Genomic DNA, 12,937 nt, shown 5'->3' on the forward strand with positions numbered 1-12,937 from the left:
GACTGCTCAGGCAGGCTCGGCCGACACCCCGAGCCGCTCGCGCAGCACCTCACGCCCGGCCGCCGTGACCGCCACCGCCCGGCTGCTGCCGATCCGGGTCACCCAGCCGGCCTCCAGCGCCCGGTGGCAGAACGCCGCACCGACGGCGCCCGCCAGGTGCGGGCGCCGCTCGGTCCAGTCCAGGCAGGCCAGCACGGCCGGCCGCCGCCCCCCGGACGGCACGGTGACGCCCAGCCCGGCCAGCCAGGCATCGCCCTCCCCGGTCAGCCGCAGGCCGCCGTGCCGGTCCAGCAGCCCGCGCTCGGTCATCGCGTCGTAGATCGCCACCCCCACCGTGCCCGCCAGGTGGTCGTAGCAGGTCCGCGCCCGGGCCAGGGCGCTGCGCCGCCCGGCCGCCGACAGCGAGCGCGGCGGCGCCGGGACCGTCCCGGGCGGTGCCAGCGCGGCCAGTTGCTCGATCAGTTCGGCGACCTGCGGGTCGGCCAGCCGCACGTACCGGTGCCGACCCTGCCGCTGCTCGGCCAGCAGCCGGCCGCCCACCAGCAGGTTCAGGTGCTCGGTCGCGGTGGCCGGTGCCACCCCCGCGTGCCGGGCCAGCTCGCCCGCCGTCCAGGCCCGGCCGTCCAGCAGCGCCAGGCAGAACGTTGCCCGGGTGCCGTCGGCCAGCAGCCCGGCCACCGCCGCCAGTTCCGCCGCGCCCTCCGCCGTGTCACGTTTCGCCATAGGACCCATTGTCGTTCCGGACGGTTCGGCCGGCGCCGAAACGACGGCCCCTACCGGTCGGCCGGCAGCCCCACCGCAGCCCGCAGCCGCGCCACCTCGGCCGGCGGTCCGGTCACGGTGACCTCGGCCTGCGCCCCGCGCCCGAAGGCGAAGAGCAGCAACTCGGCCGGCTCACCGGTGACCCGCACCGAACCGGGCCGCCGCTGACCCACCGTGAGGTTGCGTCCGTCCGGCCGGCAGAGCAGCAGCCGCACCGGTGTCCGGCGTCCCAGCTCGAACCGGCTGAGCATCGGCAGCCGCCGCCACAGCAGCTCCGCGAGCGCGGGACCGACCGCCTGCGGCTGCCACTCGCCGGCCCGCCGCACGTCCTCGGCGTGCACGAAGTACTCCACGGTGTTCGCCGCCTCGTCCGCACCCGGCAGCGCGAAGAGCGAGCCGCGCGGCGGCCCCGCCCGGAACCGCCGCACCAACTCGGCGTACGGGCGCCGCGCGTAGCCGTCCTGCACCCGCCTGGTCCAGCCGGCCAGCCACGGCAGCTGGATGCCCGGGGCCGCGTCCGGCCGCCCCTCGCGCACCACCAGGTGCGCGGCCAGGTCACGGGTCAGCCAGCCGGCGCAGAGCGTGGGCGCCTCGGGCCCCGCCGCCGCCAGGAGGTCGGCCAACCGCTGCCGCTCGCCGCGCGCGTGATTCGACATGCCGTCAGGGTAGCGGCGGCCCGGGGGACCTGGCGCATGCGTGCACCGAACCCGGCCGCCTGTGCGAGACCGTGCAAAGCGCCCCGCCCGCGCCCCTCCTGCGGGCACCATGATCCCAGCCCCATCCCCCACGAGGAGGCCCACATGCCCGTCGACCCCGCCGACCTGCGCGCGTCCGCCGCCAGGCTCCAGCCCGAGCTGACCGCGCTGCGCCGCGCGCTGCACCAGGAGCCCGAGATCGGCATGGAGCTGCCGCGCACCCAGGCCAGGCTGCTCGCCGCACTGGACGGCCTGCCGCTGGAGGTGACCCTGGGCCGGCGGCTCAGCTCGGTCACCGCGGTGCTGCGCGGCGCTCGCCCGGGCCCGGTGGTGCTGCTCCGTGCCGACCTGGACGCGCTCCCGGTCCAGGAGGCCACCGAACTCCCGTACGCCTCCGCCGTCCCCGGCGCGATGCACGCCTGCGGCCACGACCTGCACACCGCCGCCCTGGTCGGCGCCGTCCGGCTGCTGGCCGAGCGGCGGGCCGAGCTGGCCGGCTCGGTGGTCTTCATGTTCCAGCCCGGCGAGGAGGGCGGCGGCGGCGCCGGGATCATGATCGAGGAGGGCGTGCTGACCGCCGCGGGCGAGCCCCCGGTGGCCGCCTACGCACTGCACGTGGCCGCCGCCGTGCTGCCGCTGGGCCTGGTCGCCACCCGCCCGGGGCCGATCATGGCCAGCTCGGACACCCTGAGCATCACCGTGCGCGGGCGCGGCGGCCACGGCTCCAGCCCGCACTACGCGCTGGACCCGATCCCGGTCGCCTGCGAGGCGGTGCTGGCTCTGCAGACCATGGCCACCCGCCGCTTCGACGTCCAGGACCCGGTGGTGCTGACCGTCGGCAGCTTCCACGCGGGCACCGCCGAGAACGTGATCCCCGACCAGGCGGTGCTCGGCGCCACCGTCCGCGCCTTCTCGCCCGAAGCCCGCGAGCGCGCCCTGACCGAGGCCGCCACGGTGGTGCGCGGCATCGCGGCGGCGCACGGCCTGAGCGCCGAGGTCGAGCACCGCGAGGGCTACCCGGTCACCGTCAACCACGCGGCGGAGACCGCCTTCGCCATCCGCACGGCGGGCCGGCTGCTCGGCACCGAACGCCTCGTCGAGATGCCCCGCCCGGTCACCGGCTCCGAGGACTTCGGCATGGTCGCCGAACGGGTCCCCAGCGCCTACCTGATGGTCGGCGCCTGCCCGCCCGACCGCGACCCGGCCAAGGCCCCCTACAACCACGCGCCGCAGGCCGCCTTCGACGACTCGGTCCTCGGCGACGCGGCGGCCCTGCTCGCCGCCCTCGCCCTCGACCGCCTCGACCAGCAGGCGGCGGGTGCCACCTCACCCGGCGCCGCCTGACCGCACCCCCATATCGCCTCCCACCTCGCCTCTGGCGCGGCGAACGATCACATGGCAGGGTCTGGACCGTCCGTACGCACGGGACGGGAGCCGCCACCAGCGCCACCCCCGCCCCCACCTTCCGGCCGGGAGACCACCACCGTGAGCACCCCATCCCAGGACCAGGCCGCCGCCGGCGCGCCCGCCGACCAGCCGCTCTGGCGTCCCCGCCCCGAGGCGGCAGCGGCGACCCGCCTGGTCGCCTTCCAGGCCTGGGCCGCCGAGCACCACGACGCCCCCGCCGCCCCGCTGGCCCCCGCCCCGGACGACGCCACCGCCGCCGCCCGCTACGCCGCGCTGCACGCCTGGTCCACCGCCGATCTGGCGCGCTTCTGGACCGCGGTCACCGAGTACTTCGACGTCCGTTTCGGCACCCCGCCGCAGGCCGTGCTCGCCGACGCCACGATGCCCGGCACCCGCTGGTTCCCCGGTGCCACCCTCAACTACGCGGAGCACGCGCTGCGCTTCGGCGCCGACCCCGCGCACACCGAGCTGCCCGCGATCCTGCACCTGGACGAGACCACCGCCGAGCCGATCGCGCTGAGCTGGGCCGAGCTGCGCCGCCAGGTCGGCTCGCTGGCCGCCGAGCTGCGCGCGCTCGGCGTGCGCCCCGGCGACCGGGTCGGCGCCTACCTGCCCAACATCCCGCAGGCCGTCGTCGCGCTGCTCGCCACCGCCTCGATCGGCGCGATCTGGACCTCCTGCGCCCCCGACTTCGGCGCCCGCAGCGTGCTGGACCGCCTGCAGCAGATCGAACCCGTGGTGCTCTTCGCGGTCGACGGCTACCACTACGGCGGCAAGAACCACGACCGCACCGAGGTGGTCGCCGAGCTGCGCCGCGAGCTGCCCACCGTGCGTGCGCTGGTGCACGTGCCGCTGCTCGGCTCCCCGGCCCCCGAGGGCGCCCTCGACTGGGCCGACCTGACCGCCGCCGCCGTCGAGCCCGTCTTCGAGCAGCTCCCCTTCGACCACCCGCTCTGGGTGCTCTACTCCTCGGGCACCACCGGCCTGCCCAAGGCCATCGTGCAGAGCCAGGGCGGCATCCTGGTCGAGCACCTCAAGCAGGCCGCCCTCCAGCTCGACCTCGGCCCGAAGGACCGCTTCCTCTGGTACACCTCCACCGGCTGGATGATGTGGAACTTCCTGGTCGCCGGCCTGCTGGTGGGCGCCACCGTGGTCACCTACGACGGCAGCCCGGGCCACCCCACCACGGGCGCCCTGTGGGAGGTGGCCGCCCGCACCCGCGCCACCGTGCTCGGCACCTCGGCGGCCTACGTGATCGCCAGCCGCAAGGCCGAACTGCACCCCGGCCGCGACCTCGACCTCTCGGCCGTGCGCTGCATCGGCACCACCGGCTCCCCGCTGCCCCCCGACGGCTTCCGCTGGATCTACGACGAGGTCAAGACGGACGTCTGGCTCGCCTCGGTCAGCGGCGGCACCGACGTCTGCAGCTGCTTCGTCGGCGGCGTCCCCACCCTGCCGGTCCACCTGGGCGAGATCCAGGCCCCCTGCCTGGGCGCGGCCGTCGAGTCCTGGGACGTCAACGGCAAGCCGCACACCGACGAGGTCGGCGAGCTGGTCGTCACCCAGCCGATCCCCTCGATGCCCACCGGCTTCTGGAACGACCCCGACGGCACCCGCTACCGGGACAGCTACTTCGAGATGTTCCCCGGCACCTGGCGGCACGGCGACTGGATCACCGTCACCTCGCGCGGCACCGTGATCATCCACGGCCGCTCCGACTCCACCCTCAACCGCCAGGGCGTGCGGATGGGCTCCTCCGACATCTACGAGGTGGTCGAGCGCCTCCCCGAGATCGCCGAGTCCCTGGTGATCGGCCTGGAGGAGGAGAACGGCGGCTACTGGATGCCGCTCTTCGTCGTCCTCGCCCCCGGCGCCGAGCTGGACGACGAGCTGCGCGGACGGATCCGCACCGTGCTGCGCGAGCAGCTCTCGCCGCGCCACGTCCCCGACGAGGTCGTCGCCGTCACCGGCCTGCCGCACACCCTCACCGGCAAGCGGATCGAGGTCCCGGTCAAGCGCCTGCTCGCCGGCACCCCGCTCGACCAGGCGGTCAACCCCGGTTCGGTCGACAACCTGGAGCACCTGCGCTTCTTCGAGCGCCTGGGCCGCGAGCGCCGGGCCTGAGCACGCGAGCGGGGCCCCGCCACGACGGCGCGGCCCCGCTACCCGTACAGCTCCCGGCTCACTCGCCGGACAGCACCTGCTGCGCGGCGATCCGCGCCTCCTCGGCGCTGTCGGCGGCCCGCGCCGCCTCCGCCGCCCGCCGGCACTGGGCCAGCGTGTAGGTCGCCAGCGAGGCCCGCACGTACGGGATCGAGGCCGAGCCCATCGACAGGCTGGTCACCCCGAGGCCGGTCAGCACGCAGGCCAGCAGCGGGTCGGCAGCCGCCTCGCCGCAGACGCCGCAGCTCTTGCCCGCGGCCTTGGCCGCACCCGCGGCAGCCGCGATCAGGTCCAGCAGGGCCGGCTGCCAGGGGTCCTGCAGCCGGGCCAGCGCGCCGACCTGACGGTCCGCCGCGAAGGTGTACTGCGCGAGGTCGTTGGTGCCCAGCGAGAGGAACTCGACCTCCTCCAGGATCGAGCGGGCCCGCAGCGCGGCGGACGGGATCTCCACCATCGCCCCGTACTTCGCCTGCAGCCCGGCCTCGCGGCAGGCCTGCGCGAACGCCTTGGCGTCCGCCCGGTCGGCCACCATCGGGGCCATGACCTCCAGGTGCACCGGCAGGCCCTCGGCCGCGGCGGCCAGCGCGCGCAGCTGGGTCCGCAGCACCTCCGGGTGCTCCAGCAGGGTGCGCAGACCCCGCACCCCCAGCGCCGGGTTCGGCTCGTCGGCCGGGGTCAGGAACTCCAGCGGCTTGTCCGCGCCCGCGTCCAGCACGCGCACCACCACGCGGCCCTCCGGGAAGGCCTCCAGCACCTTGCGATAGGCCTCGACCTGGGACTGCTCGCTCGGCGCACGCTTCGAGTCGTCCAGGAAGAGGAACTCGGTGCGGAACAGCCCGACGCCCTCGGCGCCCGCCTCCAGCGCCGCGGCCACGTCGGCCGGGCCGCCGACGTTCGCCAGCAGCGGCACCAGGTGCCCGTCCGAGGTCCGCCCGGGGCCGGACGAGGCGGCCAGCGCGGCCTTGCGCTCGGCGGCCAGCCGGCGCAGCTCGTCCTGCTTCTCCCCGCTCGGGTCCAGCAGCACCTCACCGCTGCTGCCGTCCACCGCCACCACGACACCCTCGGCCACGTCGGTGGCGTTCGGCAGCGCCACCACGGCCGGCACGCCCAGCGCGCGGGCCAGGATCGCCGAGTGGCTGGTCGGGCCGCCCTCCTCGGTCACGAAGCCGAGCACCAGGGTCGGGTCCAGCAGCGCGGTGTCGGCCGGCGCCAGGTCGCGGGCGAACAGCACGTACGGCTCGTCGCTGTCCGGCACACCGGGCATCGGCACGCCCAGCAGCCGCGCCACGATCCGGTTGCGCACGTCGTCCAGGTCCGCCACCCGGCCCGCCAGGTACTCGCCGGCCGCGGCGAGCAGCGCCCGGTAGGCCGCGAACGCGTCGTAGACCGCGCGCTCGGCGCTGCTGCCCACGGTGATCCGCCGCTCCACGTCCGCGAGCAGCTCCGGGTCCTGCGCCATCAGCGCCTGGGCCTCCAGCACGGCCTGCGCCTCGCCGCCGGCCAGCGTGCCGCGTGCGATCAGGTCGGCGGCCACGGCGTCCACGGCCTGCTTGGCCCGGGCCTGCTCGCGCGGTGCGTCCTCGGTCGGAATCTGGTGGGCCGGGGGCTCCAGCACTGCGGTCCCCATGTGCCGCACCTGGCCGATGGCGACCCCGTGGCTGACACCTACGCCGCGCAGCGTCTTCTCCATGTACTTCTTTCCTTTCGCCCGCACTGCCGCCCCGTCCCACTCGAGCACGTGGAACGGGGCACTGTCCGGCGTTTCGTCGTCTTGGCGCCGGGAGTATCGGTGCCGGGGTGTCTCAGTTCCAGGTGAAGAGGTCGCCGCCGGTGGCGACCTCACCGGTCTCGGCCACTGCGCTGAGCGCCTCGGCCGTGGCCTCCAGCGCAACGATCGGGGAGATCGGCGACTTGCCGGCGGCCTCGACCGCGGCGGGGTTCCACGAGATGACCGGCTGACCGCGCTTGACCTGGTCACCCTTGCTGACCAGCAGCTCGAAGCCCTCACCGTTCAGCTGCACGGTGTCGATGCCGAGGTGGGTCAGCACACCGTGCCCGTCCGCGTCCATCACCACGAACGCGTGCGGGTGCATGGAGACGACCAGGCCGTCCACCGGCGCGACCGCGGTGGTGGGCTCGCGCACCGGGTCGATGGCGGTCCCGGGACCCACCATCGCGCCGGCGAAGACGGGGTCGGGCACGTTGGCGAGTCCAATGGCGCGGCCGGTCAGCGGCGACGTCACAGTGGTCATGGTGGGGGCCTCCCAGGTGCGGAGTACATGGCGTGCGGCCGCGGGGGAGCGGCGGGGGCGTATGTCGACTGAAGCCTAAATCATGCCAACTTTGGACATCTCGCCACATAAGAGACAGGCGGCCCGGCCGGTCACATGCGACACCCAGCGGTCATCCCACTGCCGGCCGCCGACCGGATCCCGGGCCGGTCAGGCCCCTGCGTGACCCAAGTGGTCTAGTCCTCTTGGTCGACGCGCCGCACTCTACGGCATCCGGGTGAGCTGGACGATCGGTGCGGCGCGCCAACCGACGGGGTGCTGGCCCTCCTTCCCTCGGCCGGTCACCATGCTCGATTAGGCGCACCGGCCGGGAGCGGCTATGGTTGGCCGAGTCGCCACGAGGCGATGTGAATCCAGCGAAACGCCTGAGTGAATGCCCGGTTAAATCGGCGCGAAACTCACGTGATAAGCTCGGAACACGAAAGAACGAAGCGCCTGGAGGGGCCACGGAAGTGGCTGCGAAGGAAGCGTCCGTTCCTTGAGAACTCAACAGCGTGCCAAAAGTCAACGCCAGATATGTTGACATCCCCGGCCTTGGTCTTCGGACTGGGGTTGGAGATTCCTTTTGAAGTAAAACACTAGCGAGGACGCAGTGCGCGAGGCCACCCTATTCCGGTGGTTGTCGTGCCGCTCGACGCGGGTGTCGACCCGATGACGGGTAAACATTCACGGAGAGTTTGATCCTGGCTCAGGACGAACGCTGGCGGCGTGCTTAACACATGCAAGTCGAACGGTGAAGCCCTTCGGGGTGGATCAGTGGCGAACGGGTGAGTAACACGTGGGCAATCTGCCCTGCACTCTGGGACAAGCCCTGGAAACGGGGTCTAATACCGGATACGACCTTCCTCTGCATGGGGGTTGGTGGAAAGCTCCGGCGGTGCAGGATGAGCCCGCGGCCTATCAGCTTGTTGGTGGGGTAATGGCCTACCAAGGCGACGACGGGTAGCCGGCCTGAGAGGGCGACCGGCCACACTGGGACTGAGACACGGCCCAGACTCCTACGGGAGGCAGCAGTGGGGAATATTGCACAATGGGCGAAAGCCTGATGCAGCGACGCCGCGTGAGGGATGACGGCCTTCGGGTTGTAAACCTCTTTCAGCAGGGAAGAAGCGCAAGTGACGGTACCTGCAGAAGAAGCACCGGCTAACTACGTGCCAGCAGCCGCGGTAATACGTAGGGTGCGAGCGTTGTCCGGAATTATTGGGCGTAAAGAGCTCGTAGGCGGCCTGTCGCGTCGGATGTGAAAGCCCGGGGCTTAACCCCGGGTCTGCATTCGATACGGGCAGGCTAGAGTGTGGTAGGGGAGATCGGAATTCCTGGTGTAGCGGTGAAATGCGCAGATATCAGGAGGAACACCGGTGGCGAAGGCGGATCTCTGGGCCATTACTGACGCTGAGGAGCGAAAGCGTGGGGAGCGAACAGGATTAGATACCCTGGTAGTCCACGCCGTAAACGTTGGGAACTAGGTGTTGGCGACATTCCACGTCGTCGGTGCCGCAGCTAACGCATTAAGTTCCCCGCCTGGGGAGTACGGCCGCAAGGCTAAAACTCAAAGGAATTGACGGGGGCCCGCACAAGCAGCGGAGCATGTGGCTTAATTCGACGCAACGCGAAGAACCTTACCAAGGCTTGACATATACCGGAAACGGCTAGAGATAGTCGCCCCCTTGTGGTCGGTATACAGGTGGTGCATGGTTGTCGTCAGCTCGTGTCGTGAGATGTTGGGTTAAGTCCCGCAACGAGCGCAACCCTTGTTCTGTGTTGCCAGCATGCCTTTCGGGGTGATGGGGACTCACAGGAGACTGCCGGGGTCAACTCGGAGGAAGGTGGGGACGACGTCAAATCATCATGCCCCTTATGTCTTGGGCTGCACACGTGCTACAATGGTCGGTACAAAGGGCTGCGATACCGTGAGGTGGAGCGAATCCCAAAAAGCCGGCCTCAGTTCGGATTGGGGTCTGCAACTCGACCCCATGAAGTTGGAGTTGCTAGTAATCGCAGATCAGCATGCTGCGGTGAATACGTTCCCGGGCCTTGTACACACCGCCCGTCACGTCACGAAAGTCGGTAACACCCGAAGCCGGTGGCCTAACCCTTGGGAGGGAGCCGTCGAAGGTGGGACCAGCGATTGGGACGAAGTCGTAACAAGGTAGCCGTACCGGAAGGTGCGGCTGGATCACCTCCTTTCTAAGGAGCACATGGCCGGATGCGAGCGAATGTCTCGCACGGTTGCTCATGGGTGGAACGTTGACTATTCGGCACACTGGGTGATGGTTCGTGAGTACTGCTTCGGCGTGGAAAGCGTTTCTTGAGTCTGGTGTGTCGGGCACGTTGTTGGGTCCTGAGGGAACGAGTAATCGTTGTCTCAGTGCCGGTCCCACGGACCGACCTGGTGTTTGCCGGGTTGTGTAGGTGGGTGTCTGGTCGTTGTTTGAGAACTGCACAGTGGACGCGAGCATCTGTGGCCAAGTTTTTAAGGGCGCACGGTGGATGCCTTGGCACTAGGAACCGATGAAGGACGTGGGAGGCCGCGATAGGCCCCGGGGAGCTGTCAACCGAGCTTTGATCCGGGGGTGTCCGAATGGGGAAACCCGGCAGTCGTCATGGGCTGTCACCCATACCTGAACACATAGGGTATGTGGAGGGAACGCGGGGAAGTGAAACATCTCAGTACCCGCAGGAAGAGAAAACAACCGTGATTCCGGGAGTAGTGGCGAGCGAAACCGGATGAGGCTAAACCGTTGTGGTGTGAGACCCGGCAGGGGTTGCCACTTCGGGGTCGTGGGAAAGTTCTTCGGTCGTCTGCCGGCGATCGGGTGAGTCAGAAACCGTATGGGTAGTCGAAGGACATGCGAAAGGTCCGGCGTAGAGGGTAAGACCCCCGTAGACGAAACTTGTACGGCTCACTTGAGCTTCTCCCAAGTAGCACGGAGCCCGAGAAATTCCGTGTGAATCTGGCGGGACCACCCGCTAAGCCTAAATATTCCCTAGTGACCGATAGCGGATAGTACCGTGAGGGAATGGTGAAAAGTACCGCGGGAGCGGAGTGAAATAGTACCTGAAACCGTGTGCCTACAAGCCGTGGGAGCGTCGTTGGTCAGCTTGCTGATCAGCCGTGACTGCGTGCCTTTTGAAGAATGAGCCTGCGAGTTTGCGGTGTGTAGCGAGGTTAACCCGTGTGGGGTAGCCGTAGCGAAAGCGAGTCCGAATAGGGCGGTTGAGTTGCATGCCCAAGACCCGAAGCGGAGTGATCTAGCCATGGGCAGGTTGAAGCGCGGGTAAGACCGCGTGGAGGACCGAACCCACCAGGGTTGAAAACCTGGGGGATGACCTGTGGTTAGGGGTGAAAGGCCAATCAAACTCCGTGATAGCTGGTTCTCCCCGAAATGCATTTAGGTGCAGCGTCACGTGTTTCTTGCCGGAGGTAGAGCACTGGATAGGCGATGGGCCTTACCGGGTTACTGACCTTAGCCAAACTCCGAATGCCGGTAAGTGAGAGCGTGGCAGTGAGACTGTGGGGGATAAGCTCCATGGTCGAGAGGGAAACAGCCCAGAACACCGACTAAGGTCCCTAAGCGTGTGCTAAGTGGGAAAGGATGTGGAGTCGCAGAGACAACCAGGAGGTTGGCTTAGAAGCAGCCACCCTTGAAAGAGTGCGTAATAGCTCACTGGTCAAGTGATTCCGCGCCGACAATGTAGCGGGGCTCAAGCACACCACCGAAGTCGTGTCATTCACAGAATACGCCCAACGGCGCTGTGGATGGGTAGGGGAGCGTCGTGTGCCGGGTGAAGCGGCGGAGGAATCCAGTCGTGGACGGTATACGAGTGAGAATGCAGGCATGAGTAGCGATACAAGAGTGGGAAACTCTTGCGCCGATTGACCAAGGGTTCCTGGGTCAAGCTGATCTGCCCAGGGTAAGTCGGGACCTAAGGCGAGGCCGACAGGCGTAGTCGATGGACAACGGGTTGATATTCCCGTACCCGCTTTGAAGCGCCAACGCTGAACCTCTGAATGCTAAAGCCGTGAAGCCGGCCCGGAGTCTTCGGACAATGGGACGTGGTGGAGCCGCTGATCCAACAGGGTATTAGGTGAGCGATGGGGTGACGCAGGAAGGTAGTCCAGCCCGGGCGGTGGTTGTCCCGGGGTAAGGGTGTAGGACGCAAGGTAGGCAAATCCGCCTTGCACATAGTCTGAGACCTGATGCCGAGCCGATTGTGGTGAAGTGGATGATCCTATGCTGTCGAGAAAAGCCTCTAGCGAGTTTCATGGCGGCCCGTACCCCAAACCGACTCAGGTGGTCAGGTAGAGAATACCGAGGCGTTCGGGTGAACTATGGTTAAGGAACTCGGCAAAATGCCCCCGTAACTTCGGGAGAAGGGGGCCGGAACTGGTGGAGGCACTTGCTGCCCGAGCTGGGGCCGGCCGCAGAGACCAGCGAGAAGCGACTGTTTACTAAAAACACAGGTCCGTGCGAAGCCGTAAGGCGATGTATACGGACTGACGCCTGCCCGGTGCTGGAACGTTAAGGGGACCGGTTAGCTCTGATTCGTCGGGGCGAAGCTGAGAACTTAAGCGCCAGTAAACGGCGGTGGTAACTATAACCATCCTAAGGTAGCGAAATTCCTTGTCGGGTAAGTTCCGACCTGCACGAATGGCGTAACGACTTCTCGACTGTCTCAACCATAGGCCCGGTGAAATTGCATTACGAGTAAAGATGCTCGTTTCGCGCAGCAGGACGGAAAGACCCCGGGACCTTTACTATAGCTTGATATTGGTGTTCGGTTCGGCTTGTGTAGGATAGGTGGGAGACTTTGAAGCGGCAACGCCAGTTGTTGTGGAGTCGACGTTGAAATACCACTCTGGTCGTGCTGGATGTCTAACCTGGGTCCGTGATCCGGATCAGGGACAGTGTCTGGTGGGTAGTTTAACTGGGGCGGTTGCCTCCTAAAGAGTAACGGAGGCGCCCAAAGGTTCCCTCAGCCTGGTTGGCAATCAGGTGTTGAGTGTAAGTGCACAAGGGAGCTTGACTGTGAGACCGACGGGTCGAGCAGGTGCGAAAGCAGGGACTAGTGATCCGGCGGTGGCTTGTGGAAGCGCCGTCGCTCAACGGATAAAAGGTACCCCGGGGATAACAGGCTGATCTTCCCCAAGAGTCCATATCGACGGGATGGTTTGGCACCTCGATGTCGGCTCGTCGCATCCTGGGGCTGGAGTAGGTCCCAAGGGTTGGGCTGTTCGCCCATTAAAGCGGTACGCGAGCTGGGTTTAGAACGTCGTGAGACAGTTCGGTCCCTATCCGCTGTGCGCGTAGGAGTGTTGAGAAGGGCTGTCCCTAGTACGAGAGGACCGGGACGGACGAACCTCTGGTGTGCCAGTTGTCCTGCCAAGGGCATGGCTGGTTGGCTACGTTCGGGAGGGATAACCGCTGAAAGCATCTAAGCGGGAAGCCTGCTTCGAGATGAGCACTCCCACCTCCTTGAGAGGGTAAGGCTCCCAGTAGACGACTGGGTTGATAGGCCGGATGTGGAAGCCCTGTAAGGGGTGGAGCTGACCGGTACTAATAGGCCGAGGGCTTGTCCTCAGTTGCTCGCGTCCACTGTGTTGTTCTGAAACAACGA

Annotated in this window: 6 protein-coding genes and 2 rRNA genes; 4 read left to right on the forward strand and 4 right to left on the reverse strand. The window is 68.0% G+C overall.

All coding sequences use genetic code 11. The features are described from left to right. Positions 1-6 precede the first annotated feature (6 nt). Together OG294_RS33295 and OG294_RS33300 are read right to left on the reverse strand one after the other, a co-directional pair. The gene (locus tag OG294_RS33295; protein WP_327070267.1) at positions 7-723 is read right to left on the reverse strand and encodes an ArsR/SmtB family transcription factor; all 717 of its coding nucleotides are present in this window, start codon (positions 721-723) and stop codon (positions 7-9) included. A 50-nt stretch (positions 724-773) separates the two neighbouring features. Beyond that, positions 774-1,418, reverse strand: coding sequence for a TIGR03085 family metal-binding protein (locus tag OG294_RS33300; protein WP_327070268.1), 645 nt, complete (start codon positions 1,416-1,418; stop codon positions 774-776). Between the two features lie 144 nt (positions 1,419-1,562). Here OG294_RS33300 and OG294_RS33305 point away from each other — a divergent pair, with 144 nt between their 5' ends. Both OG294_RS33305 and OG294_RS33310 read left to right on the forward strand, forming a co-directional pair. After that, positions 1,563-2,801, forward strand: a complete 1,239-nt coding sequence (locus OG294_RS33305) for a M20 metallopeptidase family protein (protein ID WP_327070269.1) — start codon at positions 1,563-1,565, stop codon at positions 2,799-2,801. A gap of 51 nt (positions 2,802-2,852) precedes the next feature. Then, the gene (locus OG294_RS33310; protein WP_442789271.1) at positions 2,853-4,988 is read left to right on the forward strand and encodes an acetoacetate--CoA ligase; all 2,136 of its coding nucleotides are present in this window, start codon (positions 2,853-2,855) and stop codon (positions 4,986-4,988) included. 58 nt (positions 4,989-5,046) lie between these two features. Here OG294_RS33310 and ptsP read toward each other — a convergent pair whose 3' ends face one another. Both ptsP and OG294_RS33320 read right to left on the reverse strand, forming a co-directional pair. Then, a complete protein-coding gene (gene ptsP / locus OG294_RS33315) occupies positions 5,047-6,717 on the reverse strand; it encodes a phosphoenolpyruvate--protein phosphotransferase (RefSeq protein WP_327070271.1) in 1,671 nt (556 codons plus the stop codon). Positions 6,718-6,829: 112 nt separating this feature from the next. Continuing rightward, a complete protein-coding gene (locus tag OG294_RS33320) occupies positions 6,830-7,279 on the reverse strand; it encodes a PTS sugar transporter subunit IIA (RefSeq protein ID WP_327070272.1) in 450 nt (149 codons plus the stop codon). Between the two features lie 704 nt (positions 7,280-7,983). Here OG294_RS33320 and OG294_RS33325 point away from each other — a divergent pair. Beyond that, positions 7,984-9,505 (forward strand): 16S ribosomal RNA (locus OG294_RS33325). Positions 9,506-9,781: 276 nt separating this feature from the next. Next, positions 9,782-12,900 (forward strand): 23S ribosomal RNA (locus OG294_RS33330). The 16S and 23S rRNA genes sit together here, the layout of an rRNA operon. The last annotated feature ends 37 nt before the right edge of the window (positions 12,901-12,937 follow it).

Origin of the sequence: Kitasatospora sp. NBC_01302 (assembly GCF_035976515.1) — a bacterium.
GTDB lineage: Bacteria > Actinomycetota > Actinomycetes > Streptomycetales > Streptomycetaceae > Kitasatospora.